A 22,100-nucleotide genomic window follows, 5' to 3' on the forward strand; every position below is an offset into this window, starting at 1 on the left:
CGTTAGAATCGGGCAGGGCGCATGCACCGGCCACGGGCGGCATGCGCCGACGCACTCGGCCGCGGAAAGGAACCAATGACCCACTTTGCCAGAAGGCTGCTGGTTGCGGGCCTCAACGCCATGCTGCTGACCCTGGCATGCACCCATGCGCAGGGGCAGCGGGCGGTCAGGATCGGCGTGTCCGCGCCGCTTACCGGGCTCAATGCCGCCAATGGCAAGGACATCGAGAACGGCGTCAGGCTGGCCGTGGAGGAGGCCAACGCGCAGCCTGTCAGGCTCGACGGGCATGAGGTGCGTTTCGAACTCGCCACCGGCGACGACCAGAGCGACCCGCGCATCGGCGTCCAGGTGGCGCAGAAACTGGTGGACGATGGGGTCGCCGCCGTGATCGGATACTACAACTCGGGCGTCGCACTACCGGCGGGGCCGGTTTTCGCCCGGGCCGGGATCCCGGTGATCCATCCGGCGGCGACCAATCCGGCCATCACGCAGCAGGGCCTGGGCACGGTCTTCCGCATCATTCCGACCGACGCGCAAAACTCCGGCAACGCCGGCAAGTACGTGGTCAAGGCGATGAAGGCCCGCCGCATTGCCGTGATGGACGACCGCACCGCGTTCGGCCATGGTGCGGTGGACGAGTTCAAGAAGGCCGTCGTCGCCGCTGGCGGGAAGATCGCGATCGCGGAATATGCCAACGACAAGACCGTCGAGTTCAGCGCCCAGCTCACCAACATCCGCGCCGCCAACGCCGACGTGCTGTTCTTCGCCGGGCTGGACACCCAGGCGGCACTGGTGACGAAGCGCATGCGCGAGCTGGGCATGCGCACCCAGTTGGTCGGCAGCGGCGGCATCGCCGACAGCATCTTCCTGAAGATCGCCGGCCCCGCCGCCGAAGGCGCCATGGCTTGGGAATACGGACGCCCGCTCGACAGCCTGCCGCAAGGCAGGGCCTTCATGCAGAAGTTCAGGAAACGCTTTGGCAGCGATGCCCTCAGCTATGCGCCGTTTGCCTACGATGCCACGTGGGTGGCCATCCTTGCGATGAAAGACGCCGGCTCCGCAAAACCCGCCAGGTACGTGCCGGCGGTGCGCGCCACGCAATACGAGGGCGTCACCGGGAAAATCGTCTTCGACGCCAACGGCGATCTGAAGCATCCGGCCTCAACGCTGTACCAGGTCAAAGGCGGCCGCTGGACCGCGGTCACGACGATCGAGGTTGAGTGACGCGCGGGCTCGACATGGGCGGGGGCTCCTGGTAAGAACGTCAGTGGATTGCTCACCTTGTTGATGCTCGTGGGCCGCAAGTGAAGGGGGCTTTGGAAAGGCGAAGCGTCGCTTTATGCGACGATTGGTATTTCGGACGGTCCTCCTTCTCATGGCCGGGATTCTTCGTCCTTGCCTATCCCAGGCGGGTAGAGCGGATGGCGCAGCGCCACGAACACCAGAACGACGGTGGCGACCGCGGTGATCCAGTCGAGCAGGTCCATGATGCTTACTCGCGTGCGGTGATGGCTTGGCTTTCGACAATAGCCAACAAAGGTCGGCTGGACAACGAAGCTCTCGTCAGGATCATATGCGTGCAAAGCGCGAAGCTGCGGTTCCAGGTTCCGAGTGGCTTGGAAGGCCAGCACCGTTGTTCGTCGTCCAGCCCAAGGGCCAGCGCGCGGCGTTCGCCGCCGACCCGTGGCGGGTTGGCGCCGCCGGCGCGACTACTACCATCTAGCGCTCTCGCAGGCGATGCACCAGGCAGTCGCCACTCGCCTGCACCACCGTGACCAGCGCGATCAGGACCACGATGACGACCGCCATCACGGTGGTATCGAAGCGCTGGTAGCCGTACCGGATCGCAAGGTCGCCAAGTCCGCCCGCGCCAACCGCGCCGGCCATGGCCGAGGCTCCGATCAGCGAAACGACGGTGATGGTAAAGCCACCGACGATACCGGGCAGCGCTTCCGGCAGCAGCACGTGCAGCAGGATGTGCCGGCGCCGGCAGCCCATCGCCTGCGCGGCCTCGACCAGGCCGGCATCGACCTGGCGCAGGCTGATTTCCGCAATGCGTGCAAAGAACGGCGTGGCGCTGACCGCCAGCGGCACCACCGCGGCCCAGACGCCGATGGTCGCACCGACGACCAGCCGCGTGAACGGCAGCAGCGCCACCAGCAGCACGATGAACGGCGTGGCGCGGAAGCTGTTGACCACGCCACCGAGCACGCGATGCAGGCGCGGCGCCGGCCGCATGCCACCGGGCGCGGTGACCACGAGCACAAGCGCGAGCGGCACACCCGCCAGCACGGCAATGGCGGCGGATGCGCCGACCATCGTCAGCGTATCGAGGAATCCTTGCCAGAGGCGTTCAATAAGAATCGGTGACATAGCCCAGTGTTTTCACGTACGGGGAGAGGGGAGAGCGCAGCGCATCCGGATCCGTGCCGTTGCCTGCCAGCGACAACAGCAGGCGGCCTTGCGTGTGGCCCTGGATGCGGTCCAGGCTGCCGTGCAGCAGTTGCGCGCCCGTGCCGAGTCCCGCGGCCAGGCTGGCGAGGTCCGGAGCGTGCTCGTCACTGCCTGCATAGTGCAGTTCGGCGATGCGCCGGTGCGGCCCGGCCGGCGGCTCGGGCAGCAGCCGCGCGACGATGTCTTGCGGAAGTGCCGGTGTCAGCGGCGCCAGCAGCGCCTGCGTCGCAGTGTGCCGCGGCTGGCCGAATACCTGCCATACAGGCCCGGCTTCGGCGATGGCGCCGCGCTCCAGCACCAGCACCTGGTCGCAGATTTCGCGGATCACGCGCATCTCGTGCGTGATCAGCACAATGGTGAGCCCGAAGCGCTGGTTGATGTCGCGCAGCAACTGCAGGATCGATTGCGTGGTTTCTGGGTCCAGTGCGGACGTGGCTTCGTCGCAAAGCAGGATCTCGGGGCGGTGTACGAGCGCGCGCGCAATGCCGACCCGCTGCTTCTGTCCGCCGGACAGGCGGCCCGGATAGGTATCGTGCTTGCCTTCGAGGCCCACCAACGCGAGCACCTCGTCCACGCGCCGCGCAATGGCGTCGCGCGGCACCCCGGCCACCTTCAGCGGCAGCGCCACGTTTTCGCGTACCGTCTTCGCCGAAAGCAGGTTGAAATGCTGGAAGATCATGCCGATACGGCGGCGCAGTGCCACGAGGCCGTTTTCGTCGAGCGCCGCGATATCCTGCCCGTCGACCAGCACGCGTCCATCGGTCGGTGCCTCCAGCCGGTTGATCGTGCGCAGCAGCGTGGATTTCCCGGCGCCGCTGCGCCCGATGATGCCGAAGATGCCGCCGGGCGGTATGTCGAGGTCGATGTCGCTGAGTGCCTGGACGATACCGGCGCCGCTCGCATAGCGCTTGCTCACGCGTTCGAACCGAACGGCGCCCGCCGCGGTCCGCGCCTGGCCTTCATGCGTGGCGGGGGTGGCGTCGGAACGTGTTGCCGCGGGCAGGAACCCGCGGCGCAGCAATGCAGTGGTCATGCTCATGGCATCCCTTGTGCGTGTCACGGCTGCGCCTTGAGCCACGGCAGGCTGTACAGCCTGTCATTGTTGGCGTAAGAGATGCCGAGCTGCTTGCGGACCGCTGGCGAGTCCTGGTAGATCTTCACGAAGCGCGCCACGCGCGGATCGGCGGCGTTGTCCGCGCGCGTGACGAAGCGGATCGCAAAATACGTATCGTCGACTCCCGAGTACAGCAACCCGGCACCCGCCACCTGGGCCTTGCCGGCGTTGACGAAGTGCGCGGGGTAGCCCTGCGCCAGGTCTACGTCGTCCAGCGCGCGGACCAGTTGCGGTCCCTCGATCTCGATCAGCTTGAGCTTCTTCGGATTCGCGACGATGTCGTTGACGCTGCCTTTTGCGCCAACGCCGTCGCGCAGCCGGATGAGGCCGGCCTTCTGCAGCAGCAACAGGCCGCGACCCTGGTTTACCGGATCGCTCGCCACGCCGACGCGAGCGCCTTCCTTCAGCTCGTCGAAGCGCTTCACGTGGCTCGAATACAGGCCGATATTGGGCAGCACGCCGAGCGCCACGCTTTGGAACTTGTAGCCGCGTTCCCTGACGGCGTTGTCGAGAAACGCCTGGTGCTGGAAGTAGTTCACGTCGAGGTCGCCGGACGACAGCGCGACATTGGGCGTCGTCCAGTCCGTGAACTCGACGACCTTGACGTCGAGGCCCTGCTTGCGCGCTTCGGCGGCCGCCACTTCGACGGAGTCGGCGAGTGCGCCCGGTGTGACACCGATACGCAACGGCGCGGCATGGACAGCCGGCAGCAGCGCCAGCGAGGCAAACAGGGCGGCAACGGTGGCCGGAAGGAGGCGGGAGATCTTCATGGTGTCAGTTGTGAAGGCGGGCAAGGGAGGAATGCGTCATGCGTGGCGGAATGCGTCGGCCGCGTGGCGCGCCGGCAGCCGGTCGCCTTCGGCGAACAGCTTGCGCCGCAGCGTGCCGTCGGCATACGCGGTCTTGTAGCGGCCGCGCTCCTGCAGAGCGGGGACGACGAGGTCGACGAAGTCCTCGTAGCTCTCCGGCACCACGGTGCGGCTCAGGTTGAAACCGTCGATGCCGGTCTCGTCGACCCATTCGGCGAGCGTGTCGGCCACCTGCGACGGGTTGCCGACGATGGCCGGGTAGCGTCCGCCCAGCTCGAACTGGTGCAGCAGCCTGCGGCGCGTCCAGCCATGCTGGGCGGCGGTCCTTGTCGCCGATTCGATGGCGTTGCCGCCTACATAGTTCACGGGGTCGTCGAGCCCGTAGCGCGCGAAGTCCACGCCGGTGCTGGCCGCGAAATGGGCGAGTCCGGCCTCGCGGCTCGCATAGTCGCGATACTCGGCATGCCTGGCGCGTGCCTCGGCCTCGGTGCGGGCCGTGACCACGGCAGCGCCCATGAAGACCTTGACGTCGTCCGGACGGCGCCCGGCCGCCACGACTTGTTCGCGCAGCGCGGACACAGTCTTGCGCGCCGCTTCCTTGCTCGGCGGAGAAATGAATACGCATTCGGCGTGGCGCGCGGCGAAGCGCTGCCCACGGCCCGAGCTGCCGGCCTGGAACAGCACAGGTGTGCGCTGCGGCGATGGCTCGGACAGGTGATACCCGTCCACCTTGTAGTAGCGCCCGCTATGGCTGACCTTGCGCACCTTGGCGGGATCGGCGAACATGCGCGCGGCCTTGTCGCGCAATACGGCGTCGTTCTGCCAGCTGCCTTCCCAGAGTTTGTAGAGCACGTCGAGAAACTCGTCGGCGCGGTCGTAGCGCTCGTCATGGGCGAGCTGTGCTTCGAGGCCCATGGCGCGCGCCGCGCTGTCGAGGTAGCCGGTCACGATGTTCCAGCCGACACGCCCGCGCGTCAGATGGTCCAGCGTGGAGAACCGGCGCGCCAGCAGGTACGGCTGCTCATAAGTCAGGTTCACCGTGACCCCGAAGCCAAGGTGACGGGTGGCCGCGGCCATGGCGGGGACGAGGAGCAGCGGGTCGTTGACCGGAAGCTGGATCGATTCCTGCAGCGTGACATCGACGTTGCCGCGGTACACGTCATAGACGCCGACGATGTCCGCGATGAACAACCCGTCGAACAGGCCGCGTTCGAGCGTGCGCGCCTGGTCCACCCAGTACTCCAGTGTGTTGTACTCCGCCGAGCGATCGCGCGGGTGCGTCCACAGTCCGTGGTTGATATGCCCCACGCAGTTCATGTTGAACGCGTTGAGCAGGATCTGCTTGCGCGGTCCATGGTTGGCCATCAGATCGCTCCATGCCGCGGCGGCAGCTTGTCATTGAGATGGAAGTTGCCGACCGCGTGGTATTTCCAGCGCACCGGATCGTGCAAGGTATGCGTGCGCGCATTGCGCCAGAAGCGGTCCAGGCCCCGGTTATCGAGCGTGGCGGACGTGCCGCCCAGCTCGAACAGCCGCGTGCCGGCAAGCAGCGCTGCGGTGGTCGTCAGCGCCCGCGCGGCAGCGACGGCGAGCGACGCTTGCGCAACGGTCTGCTCGTTTGACACCTGCTGCGCGGCATCGGTGGCACGGCCGGCGCGGCGCACGAGTGCTTCGGCGGCGCGCAGCTGTACCTGGACCTCGCCAAGCTGGTGCAGCGTCAGCGGGTCGTCGGCGGCGCGCGCTACGCCGGCATCGATCCATGGTCGTGCGTGGTCGCGCAGGAACGGCAGCGTGGCAGCCAGCGCGCCACGGCCGATGCCGAGGTCGATCGCCGCATGCAGCAACTGGGCAAAGGGACCGATGGTCGTGGGCCGCTCGAACGAGGCGAGGAACGGCACCACCCAGTCAGCCTCGACGCGTACGTTCTCGAACGTCACCGAGCCGCTGCCGGTGACGCGCTGGCCAAAGCCGTCCCAGTCGTCCGTAACGCCGACACCGTCGGCCGTGCGCGGCACAAATGCAAGCCACGTGTTTTCGCGCCCGGCTTCCTCTGTCACGACGAGCGTGGGAATCCAGTGCGCATACAGCGCGCCGGTGCAATAGAACTTCTTGCCATCGATGCGGAAGCCGTCGCCGTCTGGCGTCAGCCGCGTGCGGCGGCGGAAGTCCTTGTGGCCGATCTCGGCCAGCGCGTTGCCGAAGCGCTCGCCGGCCAGTGCGCGCGCATAGAAGAATGCCTGCTGCGCTGGCGTGCCGCCAACACGCAGCACCTCCAGCGCGTAGAAGTGGTTCTGCGGAATCTGCCCGAGCGAGCCATCCGCGGCGGCGATGATGGCGATGACCTGCGCCAGCGTGGTGCAGGACACGCCCGCGCCGCCGTATTCGCGCGGCACGGTGATGCCCCACAGGCCGCTGGCGCTGAAGGCTTCCAGTTCCTCCCAGGGCAGGCGCCGTTCGCGGTCGCGCGCGGCCGCTCCGGGCGCAAAGTGTGCGGCGAGCCGGCGCGCGATGGCGATCGCTTCGGCGTCGTCGCGGACAAGATGCGGAACCACGGCAGGCGCGGGCGCTGGCTGCGCCCGTCCGTCGGCGGGCGGCGGATTGAAAAGCAGCGACATGTCAGTTCCAGGAGTGCCGCTTGGGCAGCGCGTTGTTCAGGGAGTAGTTGCCGATCAGATGCAGCTTCCAGCGCACCGGATCGTGCAGGGTATGCGTGCGCGCATTGCGCCAGTGGCGGTCGAGGTTGTGCCCGGCGCGGGTGGCGGAAGACCCGGCCAGCTCGAACAGCTTCTCGCTGGCGTGCAGGGCCGCTTCGGTGGTCAGCACCTTGGCCTCGGCCACGGCGACCGACGCCTGCGCGCTGCTTGCCTCGGTGAGGGGCTGCTTCGCGATGGCATCGAGCGTCTGCGCCGCTTCGCCCAGCACTTCGCGCGCGGCTTCGAGTTCGATCGCCAGGCGGCCAACGTCTCCGATCAGGTGCGGATCCTCGCTCGCGCGGGCGACGCCCGCATCGATCCACGGACGCGCGTGCTGGCGCACGAACGCAATGGCGTCGTCGAACGCGGCCTGGGCGATGCCGAGATCGATCGCGGCCTGGATCAGTTGCGAGTTCGCGCCGTAGAGGCCGGGCCGGTCGGCCAGCTGCCACACGGGGATCACGTCACTCTCGGCGACTGAGACGTGGTCGAACACCACCGTACCGCTTGCCGTGGTGCGCTGGCCGAACGACGACCAGTCCTCGACCACGCTCAGGCCGGCGGCACTGCGCGGTACCCAGACCTGGACCGCACGGCCCTCATCGTCGAGTGCCCGTGTTGGCACGCGGTGCGCGAACAGCGCGCCGGTGGAGTAAAAGCGCGTGCCGCTCAGGCGCAGCCCATGTGCCGTGCGACGCAGGCGCGTGGTGCCGTCGAGGATGGTCTGGCTTTCAGCCGAGCGCCGCTCGGGCCCGGCATTGCCGAGGCGTTGCCCGGCCAGCACCTCCGCGTAGAAGCGGCGCTTCTGCGCCTCGGTTCCTGCTTCGCGCAGCACGCCAAGCAGGCCGAAATGGTTCTGTGGGATCTGGCCCAGCGATGCATCGGCGGCGCTGAGGATCGTGAATACCTCGGCCAGCGTTGCATAGGAGACGCCGGCGCCGCCGTGGGCTTTGGGCACGGTGATGCCTCCCAATCCGCTTTCGGACCAGCGGTCGAGTTCCTTCCACGGCAGGATGCGTTCACGATCGCGCACCGAAGCGCCGGCACGGAATATCCCGGCGAGCGCTCGTGCCGCGTCGATGGCTTCTGCGTCGTCCTGGATGCGTCGCACCGTTGCCGGATCGGGCAGGGCGGGTTCACGCCCGGCGGCGTCAGGTTGACGGGCTGCGTGGATATCGGAGAGATCGGTCATGAGAAGTCGGGAGGATGCTTTGGACCGGACATGGCGGTGTCTGGCATCGAAGAGGCTGACGTTTGATTGGAGCATGCCCGTCCACGGCATTCCCACGAATATTTCCGAGGATGCTTAGAAGCGTGGCTGCGGTGGCGGCGAGGTGATTGACGCGTAGAACCCACGAGTGTTTGCTCCCCTCTCCAGCAAGCGGGGAAGGGGAGCAACATCCGGTGCGCGCCGGGTCAGGCAGCCCGCGTACCGACCGACCAGTAATATGTCGGCGCCGTGCCGTTGATCGCATGGTCGCCGACGATTCGTGCCTTGTAGATGGCCGGGTTGTGCGACGCCAGTGTGCGTGCGTTGCGCCAGTGACGGTCGAGCTGGTGCGCGGCGTCGAGCGCTGAGGCCCCGCCGACGTCGAACAACCGGCTGGCCGCGCCGAGCACCAGGTCCAGCATGCCGACCTGCGCGCGCGATGCATCGAGTTCGACGTCCTGCAGCAGGGCACCCGGCACCGCCTCGCCGCGTTGGCGCAGCGCATCGATCTGGTCGAGCTTCGCGGCAACGGCGCTGACCGTTGCCTGGGCGACAAAGGCGACGCCGGACAGCTGGCCGACCACCTGCTGCACGAGCGGATCTTCTGCCGCCGTCGGCGCGCTGCCATTGCTGTACACGCGCTTGCGCTCCCGCACGAACGCCGCGGCGTCGCGCTCGATGGCGCGCGCTATGCCGGCGAGCGTGGCCAGGTGCACGAGTTGGAAGCACGCGGTGACGGTGGTCGGGTCCGTGCGCGAGAACGACAGCACGTGCGCGTCGGGAACGGCAACGTCGAGAAAACGCGTCGTGCCCGACGCGCTCAGGCGCTGGCCGAAACCGTGCCAGTCGTCCAGCCGGTCGACGCCCGCGGCGTCGGCCCGCACCAGCACATAGGCCGGGCTGCCATCATCGGTGCGGGTGGCCGACACCGCGATCCAGTCCGCATACAGCGTGCCGGTACTGTAGTACTTCTCTCCGTCGAGGCGCCAGCCTCCGGCGCCGTCCGGCGCGAGCGTCGTGCGGTACCGGCCGAGCCGGCCGTCGCCGCGCTCCATCGCGGCGTTGCCGAAGATCACGCCCTGCGCCGCGAGCCGCAGCCACGGCGCACGCCGTGCCGGCGCGATCTCGGCATGCAGCCGTTCGATGAAGCCGAAGTGCGCGCGCAGGATTTGCGGCAGGTTGGAGTCGGCCGCGCCCAGTTCGATCAGCAGCGCAAACAGCTGCGACGCGGAAGCACCCAGGCCGCCATGCTCGCGCGGCACGCGTAGTGCACCGAAGCGTGCGTCGCGCAGCAGTGCAATCGCGTCGTGGGCCAAGGTGCGCGTGCGTTCGCGTTCGAGTGCGCCGGCCGCGATCTGCGCGAACACCGGCCGAAAGCGCTCGGCGAGCGATGAGAACGTCGGTGCCGCGTGGGCGGAAGGTGAAGCAGGAAGGGGGTGTGGCATGGGCGGATGATTCAGCGCTCACGCGGCCTTCAATGCAACCCGACGGTGCGCCGCGAACAACGGCGCGGCGCGATCGGCCGCGAGCTGGATCCGCTCGCGCAGCGCGGGGCTCTGCACGGTGTAGCTCTCGAAATCCGCAGGGGTTGCATAAACGCCGATAGGCAGCGTCAGTGCCTGCAGGAAGCCGAACAGCGGCCGCAACTGGTGCTCGAGCACCAGTGCATGGCGCTCGCTGCCGCCGGTGGCGGCGAGCAGCACGGGCTTGTCGGCGAGCGCGTCCTGGCCGATCAGGTCGAACAGGTGCTTGAAGTGGCCCGGATACGCGCCGCGATAGACCGGCGACGCGGCAATGACCAGGTCGGCCGATTCGATTGCCTGCAGTTGCGCTTCGATCGCGGTCGGCAGTTCCGTGCGCCACAGCGCGCCGCCGAGCGGGCGCGCGATCTCGGCCAGGTTGATGACATGGGCGTCGACATGCAGTCGCGCGTCAAGCTCGGCAATCAGTGCCTCGACCAGCGCAAGCGTGCGCGAGGGTTGCTGGGTACTGCCGTTGACGGCAACGAGCTTCAGGGGCTTGGACATGATGGGTTTTCGCAGAGCGTAGTGGTGCTGGTGTGGTCGATGGCTGCGCGGGTATGGTTCTCCTGCTTTGCGCAGCCTGGAGGGTGCCGAGACGATACTGCGGCGCGGCCGCCGCGCGAACGACGCGTTCGTTCTATCCATAGGCGATCCGTGCGCATAAGGGCATGCGCAATCGTTCGTTCCGGGCGGGCCGGGGCGTCCCTATAGTTGGTCACCCTTGCAGACATTGGCCCATCTTTGTGCCCATCACCACCATGAAGAACCCTTTCCGGCCATCGCGGCCCGCGCAGCTATTCCGGCCGTTCGCGTTCCTGGCTCCCGTCGTGCTGTCGCTGCCGCTGCTGGGCGGCCTGCTGGTAGCACCGGCCAACGCCGCTCCGGCGGCACAGGCCGCGGAAGCGCCGCGGGCCGGTGGTACGCTCACGACCATCATCCAGCCCGAGCCGGTGATCCTGACCTCGGCGCTGAATTCCGCCGCGCCGACCGGGTTCTTCAGCGCGAACGTCTTCGATGGCCTGATCGAGTATGACAACGCGTTCAGGCTCAAGCCGGCGCTCGCGCAGAGCTGGGAGATCTCGAAGGATGCGAAGACGCTCACGTTCCACCTGCGGCCGAACGTGAAGTGGCATGACGGCAAGCCGTTCACGTCGGCCGACGTGAAGTGGACGCTTGAGAACGTGTGGAAGAAGCTGCATCCGCGCAACCAGATCCTGTTCGGCAAGGTCACGCGCGTCGATACGCCCGATGCGCTGACCGTCGTGCTGCATTTCTCCGAGCCGTCGCTCGCGGTGCTCAGCTCGCTGAACAGCAACGGTGCCCAGGTTCTGCCCAGGCACCTGTACGAAGGCACGGACATCCTCAACAACCCATACAACAACAAGCCCGTGGGAACGGGGCCATTCGTCTTCAAGGAATGGAGCAAGGGCAACTACATCGTGCTCGAGCGCAACCCCGACTACTGGGACAAGGGCAAGCCGTACCTCGACAAGATCGTCTTCAAGGTGATCCCCGATGCCAGCGCGCGTGCGGCGGCGCTGGAGAAGGGCGAAGTCCAGTACGCGCCGTTCAACCCGGTGCCGCTGAAGGATGCGCAGCGCCTGTCGCAACTGCCTTCGCTGAAACTGGAGACGCGCGGCTACGAATGGCTGTCGCCGTGGCTGTTCATGGACGTCAACGTCGAGCGGCCTTACTTCAAGGACGTGCGCGTGCGCCAGGCGCTGGCCCATGCGATCGACCTGAACGCGCTGAACAAGGTGGTTTGGTTCGGCTTCGGCAAGCCCGCGGTAAGCCCGGTGGTCTCGACGCTCGGGCAATTCTTCAACCCCAACGTGCCGAAGTATCCGTATGACCCGGCCAAGGCCGATGCCCTGCTCGACGCTGCCGGCCTGAAGCGTGGCGCTGACGGCAACCGCCTGAAGATCCAGATCGACTACCTGCCGTATGGCGACGACTACAAGCGCAGCGCGGAGTACATCAAGCAGGCGCTCAAGCGCGTGGGTGTCGACGTGACCGTGCGCACCCAGGACACGCCCACCTATACCAGGCGTGTCTACGGCGATCGCGACTTCGACCTGGCGGTGGTCTGGTTCGCGGGCTTTGCCGATCCGCTGGTTGGCGTGACGCGCGCCTACCGCAGCGACACGGTCGGCAAGAATATCCCGTGGTCGAACGGCTCGGGCTATCGCGGCGATGAAGCGAACCGGCTGATCGACCAGGCACAGGGCTCGCCGAGCCAGGCCGAGCGCGTCGAGCTGTTCCGCAAGTTCCAGTCCGTGGTGCAGACCGACCTGCCGTCGATCCCGCTGCTCGAACTGCGCTTCTTCACGGTGCAGTCGTCGAACCTGCGCGATACGGTCAGCGGCGTGGACCAGGTCTATGCCTCGCTCAAGCGCGCCTGGCTGGCGCCGGCCGGCACGGCCGTGGCTGCAACCACGCCCGCGGCCGCCGCGGCGCACGCCGCGCGCTGACGACGGGCGATGACCATGCCCACGACCCAGCGCGACACGCCCGGCAGCAAGCCGGCATGGCTGGCACGCGTGCCGTCGCGGACGGCCTGGCGCCGGCTGCTGCAACTGGCCGGCATCGTCGCCGGCATGGCGGTCGTCAACTTCTTCCTGCTGCGGCTCGCGCCCGGCGACGCCGCGCAGGTGCTGGCCGGGGAGGCGGGTGCCGCCACGCCGGAGTACCTGGCGGCGCTGCGCGCGCAGTTCGGCCTCGACCAGCCGTTGTGGGTACAGCTCGGCAAGTATCTGTGGCACCTGGCGCAGCTCGACCTCGGCTATTCATTCCGGCAGGGCATGCCGGTGCTGGACCTGATCCTGCAGCGCCTGCCTGCCACGCTGCTGCTGATGGGCGCGAGCATTGCATTCGCGGTGGTGGTCGGTGCAGGCCTTGGCGTGCTGGCGGCGGCGCGCGCCGGTCGCGTGCTGGACACGCTGATCTCCTCCGTGGCGCTGCTGTGCTTTGCCACCCCGCTGTTCTGGGTCGGCCTGATGCTGGTTCTGGTGTTCTCGGTCCGCCTCGACTGGCTGCCGGTGGGCGGCATGTTCACCGTGGAAGCCGGGCTCACGGGCTGGGCGTACGCCGTCGACGTGGCGCGGCACCTGGTGCTGCCGGCTGCCACACTCGGCCTGTTCTACATGGCCGTGTATGTGCGGCTGATGCGCGCGAGCATGATCGAGGTGCGGCGGCAGGACTTCGTGCGCACGGCCGTGGCCAAGGGCGCGCCCGCCGGCCGGGTGCTGACGCATCATGTCCTGCGCAATGCGCTGCTGCCTCTGGTGACCATGGTGGGCGTGCAGGCCAGTTCCGTGATCGGCGGCGCGGTGCTGGTGGAGACGGTGTTCTCGTGGCCCGGACTCGGCCGGATGGCGTTCGAGGCGCTGTACCAGCGCGACTACAACCTGCTGCTCGGCATCCTGCTGTGCAGCGCCGTGGTGGTCGTGCTGGTCAACTGGCTCGTCGACGCGGTCTACGCGCGGGTGGACCCGCGCATCCGGCTGGCCTGACGCGGCCCCGGCGTTTGCAGGAGTATTCGCTTGTCTTTGCCTTCTTCCTCCCTTCGGGCGCCGCTGCAGCCGGGCCATTCCGATGTGCACGGCGCCGAGGCTGACATGACTGTGGCCCCGGTGCCGGCCGCGGACCGGCGGCGGCTGCGCCGGCTGCTGTCGTCGCCCAGCGCCGTGGTGGGCCTGGCGCTGTTTGCCGCGGTCCTGGCCGCCGCGTTGTCGGCAGGCTGGATATTCCCCGGCGACCCGCTCGAAATGGCGACCGAACCATTGCTGTGGCCGGGGCGCGATGCCGCATTCCCGCTCGGCTCCGACATGCTGGGCCGCGACATCCTCGCTGGCCTGCTTCATGGCGCGCGCGCCTCGCTGCTGATCGCGGGCGTCTCGACGGCGCTGGCGGTGGTGCTTGGCGTCGCGGGCGGTGTGACGGCCGGCTACTACGGTGGCCGCGCCGACCGCGTGTTTGGGACGCTGACGACATTTTTCCAGACGATCCCGTCGTTCCTGTTCGCGCTGGCCATCGTGGCGGTGGTGCAGCCCTCGGTGTGGAAGATCGCGCTCGCGATCGGCATCACGTCATGGCCCGCGCTCGGACGGCTGGTGCGCGCCGAGGTGCTGCGCCTGCGCCACGGCGACATGGTGCTCGCGAGCGAGGCGGTGGGCGCCAGCCACGCGCGCATTATCGTCGAGGACATCCTGCCCAACACGCTCACGCCCGTACTGGTGTCGGCGTCGCTGATGGTGGCCACGGCCATCCTGACCGAATCGAGCCTGGCGTTCCTGGGCCTGGCCGATCCCAACGTCGCAAGCTGGGGAAACATGGTCGGCGCGGGCCGCGAGGTGCTGCGCACGGACTGGTATGTGTGCGCCTTGCCCGGCCTGGCGATCGTGCTGACCGTGCTCGCGCTGAACCTGCTCGGCGACGGGCTGGCTACCGTCCTCGATCCGCGCGAACGCCGCTGAACGCCTTCGCCGTCCCCGTTCCCAACCGACATCACAGGAGAGCGTCTTGGCACGCATTCATGACATCGATCCCGACGCCCTGCAGGGCGAGGCCCGCACCACGTTCGAGCGCGTGGAGCGCGAGTACGGCGCGTTCGGCAACATGCTGCGCGTGCTCGGCCACCGGCCGCCGGCGGTCGCGCACCTGTTCGGCCTGCTGCTGGATTCCGCACGCGACGCACTGATTACGCGCAGGCATCTGGAGATCGTGCTGGTCACGGCATCGCGGCTGAATGCGTGCCACTACTGCATCAGCCATCATGTGCCGAGGCTGGAAGCACTGGGCGTTGCGCCCGAAACGGTAGAACGGATCCTCGAACCCGACGTGCCCGGGCTGGATGCCGTGGAGCGCCTGGTGCGCGACTACACCGTGCAAGTCACGACGCAACGCGTCACCGATACGGTGGTCGCGCGGCTGCGCGAGCATTTCAGCGAAGCGCAGGTCGTGGAGCTGACGCTGCGCGCGGCGCTGTGCGCGTTCTTCGCGCGCTTCAATGAGGCGCTGGAGATCCAGGTCGAGCCCGAACTGCTGGCCGCCGAAATCCACGCCACCTGACTTGCCGAGGCATCATGACGCCGTTGCTTTCCCTGCAGGAGCTTTCCATCCGCTATCCCGGCGCTGCGCGACCCGCCGTCGCGAACCTGAGCCTGGATATCGGCGCCGGCGAGACCGTCGCGCTCGTGGGCGAGTCGGGCTGTGGCAAGTCCACCACCGCGCTGGCGCTGCTGCGGCTGCTGCCGGCGTCCGCCCAGATGCGCGGGCGCGTGCTGCTGGAAGGGCGCGACCTGCTGACGCTGAGCGAGCGCGACATGACCACGCTGCGCGGCAACACGGTGTCGATGATCTTCCAGGAGCCGATGACCTCGCTCAACCCGGTGCTGAGCGTCGGCGCACAGGTCGTCGAAGCCCTGCGGCTGCATACGGCGCTATCGGCGCAGGCGGCCCGCGCGCGGGCAGTCGAACTGCTCGACCAGGTCCGGATTCCCGAACCGCAGCGGCGCTTCCATGCCTTTCCCCACCAGTTGTCAGGCGGGCAGCGCCAGCGCGTGATGATCGCCATGGCGATCGCGTGCACGCCGAGGCTGCTCGTGGCCGACGAGCCGACCACCGCGCTCGATGTCACCGTGCAGGCGCAGATCCTCGAGTTGCTGGATACGCTCCGGCGCGAACTGCACATGGCGATGCTGCTGATCACGCACGACCTGGGCGTAGTGGCGCGCTGGGCGGATCGCGTTGCTGTCATGCACGACGGCATCAAGGTGGAGGAGCAGCGTGCCCGGACCTTGTTCCGTGAGCCCGTCCACGCCTATACGCGCGGGCTGCTCGGCGCATCGCTGAGCGCCGCGGACGGCGTGGTGCCGCACTACCGGCAGGCCCGCCTGCCCGAAATCCGCGTGGACCGCCGCGCCGACGGCACGCCGGCGGCATTCCGGCTCGAACGTCCGGCGCTGCGTGCGACCAGCCGCAACGCCACCGGTCCGGCACCGGCCGTGCTCGAGGTCGAGGATCTCCATGTGACGCACCGCTCCGGCGCCCACGCCACCGCCGCAGTGCAGGGGGTTTCCTTCTCCATTGCCGCGGGCGAGACCGTGGCTCTGGTTGGAGAATCCGGCTGCGGCAAATCCACGCTCGCGCGGGCCGTGCTGCGCCTGGCGGACCATGACGCGGGGCGCATCCTGTTCGAAGGCACCGACATCGCGCCCGTCGCTCGCCGCCGGATGCGCCCGTGGCGCGGCGCCATGCAGCTGGTGTTCCAGGACCCGTACAGCTCGCTCAATCCGCGCAAGACCGTCGCCGAGATGCTGGAAGGCGTGCTGCAGATACACGGTGTGCGTGACCGGCAGCAACGGCGCGCACGCGCGGCGGCGATGATCGACCGGGTGGGCTTGCCCGCTGCGGTGCTGCACCGCTATCCGCACGAGTTTTCCGGCGGCCAGCGCCAGCGCATCGGCATTGCGCGGGCACTGATTGCCAGGCCGCGCCTGCTGGTCTGCGATGAACCGGTGTCGGCGCTCGACGTTTCGGTGCAGGCGCAGGTTCTGAACCTGCTCGCTGACCTGCAGGCCGAATACGGGCTGTCATGCCTGTTTATCTCGCATGACCTTGGCGTCGTGCGCTATATTGCCGACCGCGTCCTGGTCATGCGCGAGGGCCGGCTTGTCGAGAGCGGCGGCCGCGACGAGATCTGGGAACGGCCTGCTCATCCCTACACGCGGCGGCTGCTTGCCGCGGTGCCACGGGCATTCCCGGCGCCTGCCAGTGTGCCGTCTTCGCGACTTGAAGAGGTGCACTGAGCCGGGCAGCCGCTGCCCCCGATGTGTGGTTCCCCTTAAGGACAACTTCCGGACCGTTCCTCTGAGGCAACCACCAATGGGCGCGGCGGAGCGGGGCGCCTGGCAGCCATGGCGGTCCGGTTTCCTTCCGCTCGGGACCGCGTCCGCACGCGCTCTGCCGGCAAGGCCGACGCAGCACGCGTCGGGGAACCGCGCGTTGCCCGTTTGGCAGCGTCGGCAAGTTTTGTAGTCGCCGCTGCCGCGCCGCTCCAATTCTTGAATTCATGCGGCGCATCGTATATTTTCGAGGGGCATTCCCGTGGTTGCCGCCGTCGGCCGGTGCCTGTCGCTCATACAAACCGCACTCGATAACGCATGCCCGGAACAAGGGCTGTCAACCCGTCCGCGCAGTGCGCGCGTGACCCTGCGCAGTTGCTTACCGCTGCCCCCTTGCTCCTGCCCATCAGAAAGGAGCTGCCATGGATGCAGTCCGGACATTGCTCGAAACCCAGCCGCTGCTCACGCTGTTCCTTACGGTTGCCCTGGGCTATGTCATCGGCGAGATCAATATCAAGGGCGTGTCGCTCGGATCGGGCGCGGTGCTGTTCGTGGGGCTGGCGATCGGCGGGTTCGCGCCGAAGTCCGCGCCGCCTGCCATCCTTGGCACCCTGGGGCTGCTGCTCTTTCTCTATGGCATAGGGATCCAGTACGGGGAGCAGTTCTTCAAGGGCCTGACCAGCCCGGATGGCATCAAGGCCAACGCCGCTGCTGTCCTTGGCGTGGTTGGCTCCGGCCTGGTCGCGGTTGCGCTGGTGCCGCTGGCCGGCGTGAAGCTGGATGAGTCGCTGGGCATGTTCGCCGGCGCGGGCACCAGCACGGCAAGCCTGCAGGCCGCGATGACGGCGATGAAGAGCGACGGCGCCGCGGTGGGCTACAGCGTCGCGTATCCGGTCGGCGTGGCAGGGCCGATCCTGTTTCTGTATGCCCTCACCGCGCTGCTCAAGCCGAATATCGTGCGGCCGCCACCAAAGCTGATCGAGACCGCCGAGATTGCGCTGACAAACCCGGCGTTCATCGGCGTGCGGCTGTCGGAGGTGGTAGCGCGCCTGCCGGACGGGGTGGCGATTGCCGCCGTGCGTCGCGCCCACCACAACCACCCGTCCGCCGACGACCTGGTCCTGCAGGCCAACGACGTGCTGCTCGCGACCGCCACCGATCCGGCGGTGCTGCGTGAAGTCACCTCGCTGTGCGGGGAACTGCAGCCGGGCCGCATGACGAGCCATCGCGAAGACCTGGACTATATGCGCGTGTTCGCCTCCAGCCGGCTCGTGGTGGGGCACACGCTGCGCGATATCCGTTTTCCCGAAGGCACGGTCTGCTCGATCGCCCATGTGCGGCGCGGCGATGCGGACCTGATGCCCCGCGAAGACCTCACCCTCGAGTTCGGCGACCGCGTCGGCCTGCTGGTCAATCGCGCCCATATGAAGCCGATTCGCGCACTGTTTGGCGACTCCATCAAGGGCACCGCCGAGCTGAGCTTTATCTCGATCGGCATCGGCGCGGCCCTCGGGCTGCTGGTGGGGCTGATCCCGGTTCCGATTCCCGGCGTCGGCACGCTGGCGCTGGGGCTCGCCGCGCTGCTGCTGGTCGCCCTCGTGCTCGGCCGGGTGCGGCGTCTCGGGCCGTTCGTCTGGACCATGCCGCTGACGGCCAACCTGGTACTGCGCAACTTCGGGCTGACCATCTTCCTCGCACAGGTGGGCATTGCCTCCGGGCCGAAGTTCTTCGCCACCATCGGCGTGACCGGGGTGTCCTTCCTGATCTATGGCGTGGTGATTCTGCTTGCCCTGCTGCTGATTACTGCGATTTTCTGCCTCTGGGTCTTCAGGCTGCCGTTCGACCTGGCGGTGGGCGTGATCTGCGGCGCCACCGGCAATCCCGCCATCCTTGCCTTTGCCAACCGCGTCGCGCCCACCGACCGGCCCGACCTCGGCTACTCGATGATCTTCCCGTCAATGACCATCGTGAAAATCCTGTTCGTACAGGTCGCCGCCACACTGGCTGGCGGATAGTGCAGGGCAATCTGGGCGAAGCGCGCCATGCGATTCGCCGCGGAGACACATCATGGAAATCGCCGTTTTCAGCGCAAAGTCCTACGATCGCCAACATCTCGATGCCGCGAATGCGGCCGAAGGCCATCAGCTCAAGTACTTCGAAGTTTCCTTGGACAGTGAGACGGTGGGCCTCGCCGCGGGCTACGGCGCCGTGTGCATCTTCGTCAATGACCGGGCCGATGCGACCGTGCTGGAAGCGCTCGCCCGCGGCGGCACCAGGCTGGTCGCGCTGCGCTGCACCGGGTTCAACAACGTCGACCTGAAAGCCGCGCAGGCGCTCGGGATCAAGGTAGTGCGCGTGGTCGACTACTCGCCCAACGCGGTCGCCGAGCACGCGGCGGCCCTGCTGATGGCGGTCAATCGCAAGATCCACCGGGCCTACAACCGCACGCGGGACTTCAATTTCTCGCTTGAAGGCCTGATGGGCTTCGACCTGTGCGGCAAGACCGTGGCCATAATTGGCACCGGCAAGATCGGGCGCGTGTTCGCCAAGATCATGGTCGGGTTCGGTTGCAACGTGATTGGCTACGACAAGTACCCGTCCCCGGAATTCGAGGCCCTTGGCGGACGCTACGCGGACGAGGGGGAAATCGGCGCAAGCGCGGACTGCATCTCGCTGCACTGCCCACTGACGCCCGAGACCCATCACATCATCAACGCCGAAACGTTGTCGCGCGCCAAGCCGGGAGCCTTGCTCATCAATACCAGCCGTGGCGGGCTGATCGACACGGAAGCAGTCATCGAAGCGCTCAGGAGCGGGCAGCTCGGCGGGCTGGCGATCGACGTGTACGAGCAGGAGGCGGGGCTGTTCTTCCGCGACCTGTCCGGCACCATCGTCGACGACTCCGTGCTGCAGCAGCTGATCACGTTCCCGAACGTGATCGTGACCGGGCACCAGGCCTTCCTCACGCGCGAAGCCGTGACGACCATTTGCGAAACAACCTTGCGCAGCGTGACGGAGTTCGAAAGCGGCAAGTCGCTCACGAACGAAGTCAGCGCCAGTTGAAAAACGGCTGACCGGGCTTCGCAAATATGCGAAGCCTCAGGTATTTTCGAATCCCGCCGGCCCCAAGGAAGGGGCCGAGGCCAGCGAACGCCGCGCCTTGCGCTAACGGGTACCGGCCTGCGCGGCCTTAATCAGCCGTGATGTTGTTGGCCTTCACCACCTCGCCCCACATCTTGTAGTGGGTGCGGGTCAGCGTGGCGAGCTGCTCGGGCGTGCCGCCGCCGGGCTCGTCGCCGCGGTCGACGATGCTCTTGACGACGGCCGGGTCCTTCAGCGCCGTATTCAATGCGCCGTTGGCTTTCTTGACGATGTCGGGGCTCAGGCCCGGCGGTCCGTACAGGCCGATGAACGAGATGATGGTGAAGTCCTTGATGCCGCTCTCGGTGGCCGTTGGCACGTCCGGGATCATGGCCACGCGCCTGGTTCCCGTCACCATCAGCGGCCGCAACTGGCCCGACTTGATGAAAGGCGCGACGACCGACGTGGCGTCGAACATCGCATCCAGTCGTCCGGCCATCAGGTCGACCATCGCCGGGCTGCTGCCCTTGTAGGGCACATGGTTCATCCTGGGGCCGCCCATGCGCTCGCGCAGCAGTTCCATCGTGACATGCGGCAATGCGCCGGTACCGCCCGAGCCATAGTCGATGGTCTTGCCCGACTTGTCGCGCGCCTTGACCTCCTCGACGAACTGCGCGTAAGTCTTGATGGGCGAACTGGCAGGCACGACGAGGACCAGCGGCGACTGCAGCATCACGCCTGTCGGCGTCAGCTTCTGTGGATCGACGATGCCAAGCTTGGTGTAGACGTGCGGCATGATCGTCATCGAGCCGTTGCCTACCAGCAGCTTGTTCCCGTCAGGCGCCGCGCGCATGACCTCGATGGAGGCGATATTGCCGTTCACGCCGGCCTTGTTGTCGATGACAAACGACTGGCCGAGCGAACTCTGCAGGCCGTTAAGCAGCACACGCCCCGCGAAGTCGGTCTGGCCACCGGGCGGAAAGCCGACCAGCAGTGTCACCGGCTTGGTCGGCCAGGTGGTCTGCGCCCACGCGGCGGTCGTCGCCAGCGCGCCAAGGCCGAGCGCAGCGACGCTCAGGATCAGCGCGGAACGGCGCGAATTCACGGGGGATTTCTTGGTGTTTGTCATGACAGGTCTCCGATTATGTTTTGACTGGGCCGCAGCCCCACGGCGCTTCAGGCCGCCTTTTCCATCGCTTCCCACATCCCGTTGATATAGACCGCGCCGAGGGCCCGGTCATAGAGGCCGTATCCCGGCTTGCCGGTCTCGCCCCAGATCATGCGGCCGTGGTCGGGGCGGTAGTAACCCTGGAAGCCGACGTCGTGGTACGCCTTGACGATCGCGGCAATATCCAGCGAGCCGCAACTCGACAGGTGGGCGGTTTCCTCGAAATCGCCTTCCGGCGTGATCTTGACGTTGCGGATATGGGCGAAGTGGATGCGTCCCATGCCGCCGAACTCGCGCACCAGCGCCTCGACGTTGTTCTGCGGGCCGGCGCCCAGCGAGCCGGAGCACAGCGTCAGACCGTTTGCCGGCGTGTCGACGATTCCCAGGATGCGTGCCAGGTCGTCGCGGTTCTTGACGATGCGTGGCAGTCCGAAGATGGGGCGCGGCGGATCGTCTGGATGAATGGCCATCTTGATGCCGCACTCCTGGGCCACTGGAATGATCGCGCGCAGGAAATGCTCCAGGTGCTCCCAGAGCCTGCCTTCGTCGATGCCACGATATTCGGCGAGCAGCGACTGCAGTTCTTCTGGCGCGTAGCTGGAATCCCAGCCGGGCAGGGCGATACCCTGGCTGACGTCGACCTGTTCTACCTCGCGGGTGCTGAAGGCAAGGCAGGTCGAGCCGTCATCGAGCTTTTTTGCCAGTTCCGTACGGGTCCAGTCGAACACCGGCATGAAGTTGTAGCAGATGACCTCGATGCCCGCTGCGGCCAGGTTCCTTATGGTCTGCTGGTAGTTCGCGATCAGCCGCTCGCGCGTCGGCTTGCCGAGCTTGATGTCCTCATGGACCGGAACCGACTCCACCACCCTGAACTGCAGCCCCGCCGCCTCGATGGTGGCTTTGAGGGCCAGGATCTTGTCCAGCGGCCATACCTCTCCGACCGGTTCGTCGTAGATGGCCGAGACGATGTGGGTCATGCCCGGGATCTGCCGGATGTATTCGAGGGGGATCGGGTCGGTCGGGCCAAACCAGCGGAACGACATCTTCATGGGTGGAGCTTCCTTCGGGCGACTCTGATGCGGCAGAAGAGGGCGGAAAGGCAATCCGGCCTGGACCGGCGCGCGTCATGGCCGGGAGGCCGCGCGGCACTGGTGTACCGGATTGGATTATTTGGTTCACCAATTATGAACAGGTTGCCCAATT

General features: G+C 67.3%; 18 protein-coding genes. 8 read left to right on the forward strand and 10 right to left on the reverse strand.

The genetic code is table 11. The annotated features are described in order from the left end of the window. Nucleotides 1-75 precede the first annotated feature (75 nt). Nucleotides 76-1,224 carry a branched-chain amino acid ABC transporter substrate-binding protein gene (locus A3AG_RS0104265; RefSeq protein WP_018004227.1) on the forward strand — a complete coding sequence of 383 codons (1,149 nt, stop codon included), beginning with the start codon at nt 76-78 and terminating at the stop codon, nt 1,222-1,224. Nucleotides 1,225-1,719: 495 nt separating this feature from the next. Here A3AG_RS0104265 and A3AG_RS0104275 read toward each other — a convergent pair whose 3' ends face one another. The 8 genes from A3AG_RS0104275 to msuE all read right to left on the reverse strand — a co-directional run bounded on the left by A3AG_RS0104275 (nt 1,720) and on the right by msuE (nt 10,307). Beyond that, nucleotides 1,720-2,373 (reverse strand): methionine ABC transporter permease, encoded by a 654-nt coding sequence (locus A3AG_RS0104275; RefSeq protein WP_026163928.1) that lies wholly within the window; start codon nt 2,371-2,373, stop codon nt 1,720-1,722. Beyond that, the gene (locus A3AG_RS0104280; protein WP_370866985.1) at nt 2,354-3,487 is read right to left on the reverse strand and encodes a methionine ABC transporter ATP-binding protein; all 1,134 of its coding nucleotides are present in this window, start codon (nt 3,485-3,487) and stop codon (nt 2,354-2,356) included. Before A3AG_RS0104280 ends, A3AG_RS0104275 begins: the two co-directional genes overlap by 20 nt. A gap of 23 nt (nt 3,488-3,510) precedes the next feature. Further along, a complete protein-coding gene (locus tag A3AG_RS0104285; RefSeq protein ID WP_018004231.1) occupies nt 3,511-4,338 on the reverse strand; it encodes a MetQ/NlpA family ABC transporter substrate-binding protein in 828 nt (275 codons plus the stop codon). Nucleotides 4,339-4,374: 36 nt separating this feature from the next. After that, a complete protein-coding gene (locus tag A3AG_RS0104290) occupies nt 4,375-5,742 on the reverse strand; it encodes an LLM class flavin-dependent oxidoreductase (protein ID WP_018004232.1) in 1,368 nt (455 codons plus the stop codon). Further along, complete coding sequence (locus tag A3AG_RS0104295; protein ID WP_018004233.1) at nt 5,742-6,992, reverse strand: SfnB family sulfur acquisition oxidoreductase; 1,251 nt, start codon at nt 6,990-6,992, stop codon at nt 5,742-5,744. The genes A3AG_RS0104290 and A3AG_RS0104295 overlap by 1 nt, the downstream gene beginning before the upstream one ends. A 1-nt stretch (nt 6,993) precedes the next feature. Further along, nucleotides 6,994-8,262 carry an SfnB family sulfur acquisition oxidoreductase gene (locus A3AG_RS0104300; RefSeq protein ID WP_051073470.1) on the reverse strand — a complete coding sequence of 423 codons (1,269 nt, stop codon included), beginning with the start codon at nt 8,260-8,262 and terminating at the stop codon, nt 6,994-6,996. A 224-nt stretch (nt 8,263-8,486) separates the two neighbouring features. Further along, entirely contained in the window at nt 8,487-9,725 is a 1,239-nt protein-coding gene (locus tag A3AG_RS0104305; RefSeq protein WP_026163930.1) for an acyl-CoA dehydrogenase family protein, read from the reverse strand. A gap of 18 nt (nt 9,726-9,743) precedes the next feature. Further along, on the reverse strand, nt 9,744-10,307 hold the full coding sequence (gene msuE / locus A3AG_RS0104310; protein ID WP_018004237.1) for an FMN reductase: 564 nt from the start codon (nt 10,305-10,307) through the stop codon (nt 9,744-9,746). A gap of 254 nt (nt 10,308-10,561) precedes the next feature. Here msuE and A3AG_RS0104315 point away from each other — a divergent pair, with 254 nt between their 5' ends. From A3AG_RS0104315 to A3AG_RS0104345, 7 genes are all read left to right on the forward strand, one after another. Further along, on the forward strand, nt 10,562-12,274 hold the full coding sequence (locus A3AG_RS0104315; RefSeq protein ID WP_018004238.1) for an ABC transporter substrate-binding protein: 1,713 nt from the start codon (nt 10,562-10,564) through the stop codon (nt 12,272-12,274). A 9-nt stretch (nt 12,275-12,283) separates the two neighbouring features. Then, a complete protein-coding gene (locus A3AG_RS0104320; RefSeq protein ID WP_018004239.1) occupies nt 12,284-13,315 on the forward strand; it encodes an ABC transporter permease in 1,032 nt (343 codons plus the stop codon). Nucleotides 13,316-13,420: 105 nt separating this feature from the next. Next, the gene (locus tag A3AG_RS0104325; RefSeq protein ID WP_018004240.1) at nt 13,421-14,278 is read left to right on the forward strand and encodes an ABC transporter permease; all 858 of its coding nucleotides are present in this window, start codon (nt 13,421-13,423) and stop codon (nt 14,276-14,278) included. 46 nt (nt 14,279-14,324) lie between these two features. Next, nucleotides 14,325-14,873, forward strand: coding sequence for a carboxymuconolactone decarboxylase family protein (locus A3AG_RS0104330; protein ID WP_018004241.1), 549 nt, complete (start codon nt 14,325-14,327; stop codon nt 14,871-14,873). 14 nt (nt 14,874-14,887) lie between these two features. Continuing rightward, nucleotides 14,888-16,612, forward strand: a complete 1,725-nt coding sequence (locus A3AG_RS0104335; RefSeq protein WP_018004242.1) for an ABC transporter ATP-binding protein — start codon at nt 14,888-14,890, stop codon at nt 16,610-16,612. A 458-nt stretch (nt 16,613-17,070) separates the two neighbouring features. Continuing rightward, nucleotides 17,071-18,663, forward strand: coding sequence for an aspartate:alanine exchanger family transporter (locus A3AG_RS0104340; protein ID WP_020384433.1), 1,593 nt, complete (start codon nt 17,071-17,073; stop codon nt 18,661-18,663). 52 nt (nt 18,664-18,715) lie between these two features. Further along, nucleotides 18,716-19,711 carry a 2-hydroxyacid dehydrogenase gene (locus A3AG_RS0104345; protein WP_018004244.1) on the forward strand — a complete coding sequence of 332 codons (996 nt, stop codon included), beginning with the start codon at nt 18,716-18,718 and terminating at the stop codon, nt 19,709-19,711. Between the two features lie 127 nt (nt 19,712-19,838). On the opposite strand, the gene A3AG_RS0104350 is transcribed toward A3AG_RS0104345, so the two are convergent. Continuing rightward, complete coding sequence (locus A3AG_RS0104350) at nt 19,839-20,858, reverse strand: Bug family tripartite tricarboxylate transporter substrate binding protein (RefSeq protein WP_018004245.1); 1,020 nt, start codon at nt 20,856-20,858, stop codon at nt 19,839-19,841. A gap of 47 nt (nt 20,859-20,905) precedes the next feature. Further along, on the reverse strand, nt 20,906-21,946 hold the full coding sequence (uxuA, locus tag A3AG_RS0104355; RefSeq protein ID WP_018004246.1) for a mannonate dehydratase: 1,041 nt from the start codon (nt 21,944-21,946) through the stop codon (nt 20,906-20,908). Between the last annotated feature and the right edge of the window lie 154 nt (nt 21,947-22,100).

The sequence above is a fragment of the Cupriavidus neocaledonicus genome, assembly GCF_000372525.1.
Classification (GTDB): Bacteria; Pseudomonadota; Gammaproteobacteria; order Burkholderiales; family Burkholderiaceae; genus Cupriavidus; species Cupriavidus neocaledonicus.

What these genes read in the sequence shown, in the direction of transcription:
- A3AG_RS0104280 (WP_370866985.1), bottom strand. Translation starts at nt 3,487, where the DNA reads ATGACCACTGCATTGCTGCGCCGCGGGTTCCTGCCCGCGGCAACACGT.
- A3AG_RS0104300 (WP_051073470.1), bottom strand. Translation starts at nt 8,262, where the DNA reads ATGACCGATCTCTCCGATATCCACGCAGCCCGTCAACCTGACGCCGCC.
- A3AG_RS0104265 (WP_018004227.1), top strand. Translation starts at nt 76, where the DNA reads ATGACCCACTTTGCCAGAAGGCTGCTGGTTGCGGGCCTCAACGCCATG.
- A3AG_RS0104345 (WP_018004244.1), top strand. Translation starts at nt 18,716, where the DNA reads ATGGAAATCGCCGTTTTCAGCGCAAAGTCCTACGATCGCCAACATCTC.
- A3AG_RS0104335 (WP_018004242.1), top strand. Translation starts at nt 14,888, where the DNA reads ATGACGCCGTTGCTTTCCCTGCAGGAGCTTTCCATCCGCTATCCCGGC.
- A3AG_RS0104285 (WP_018004231.1), bottom strand. Translation starts at nt 4,338, where the DNA reads ATGAAGATCTCCCGCCTCCTTCCGGCCACCGTTGCCGCCCTGTTTGCC.
- A3AG_RS0104295 (WP_018004233.1), bottom strand. Translation starts at nt 6,992, where the DNA reads ATGTCGCTGCTTTTCAATCCGCCGCCCGCCGACGGACGGGCGCAGCCA.
- A3AG_RS0104290 (WP_018004232.1), bottom strand. Translation starts at nt 5,742, where the DNA reads ATGGCCAACCATGGACCGCGCAAGCAGATCCTGCTCAACGCGTTCAAC.
- A3AG_RS0104315 (WP_018004238.1), top strand. Translation starts at nt 10,562, where the DNA reads ATGAAGAACCCTTTCCGGCCATCGCGGCCCGCGCAGCTATTCCGGCCG.
- A3AG_RS0104305 (WP_026163930.1), bottom strand. Translation starts at nt 9,725, where the DNA reads ATGCCACACCCCCTTCCTGCTTCACCTTCCGCCCACGCGGCACCGACG.
- A3AG_RS0104340 (WP_020384433.1), top strand. Translation starts at nt 17,071, where the DNA reads ATGGATGCAGTCCGGACATTGCTCGAAACCCAGCCGCTGCTCACGCTG.
- uxuA (WP_018004246.1), bottom strand. Translation starts at nt 21,946, where the DNA reads ATGAAGATGTCGTTCCGCTGGTTTGGCCCGACCGACCCGATCCCCCTC.
- A3AG_RS0104325 (WP_018004240.1), top strand. Translation starts at nt 13,421, where the DNA reads ATGACTGTGGCCCCGGTGCCGGCCGCGGACCGGCGGCGGCTGCGCCGG.
- A3AG_RS0104320 (WP_018004239.1), top strand. Translation starts at nt 12,284, where the DNA reads ATGACCATGCCCACGACCCAGCGCGACACGCCCGGCAGCAAGCCGGCA.
- A3AG_RS0104350 (WP_018004245.1), bottom strand. Translation starts at nt 20,858, where the DNA reads ATGACAAACACCAAGAAATCCCCCGTGAATTCGCGCCGTTCCGCGCTG.
- msuE (WP_018004237.1), bottom strand. Translation starts at nt 10,307, where the DNA reads ATGTCCAAGCCCCTGAAGCTCGTTGCCGTCAACGGCAGTACCCAGCAA.
- A3AG_RS0104275 (WP_026163928.1), bottom strand. Translation starts at nt 2,373, where the DNA reads ATGTCACCGATTCTTATTGAACGCCTCTGGCAAGGATTCCTCGATACG.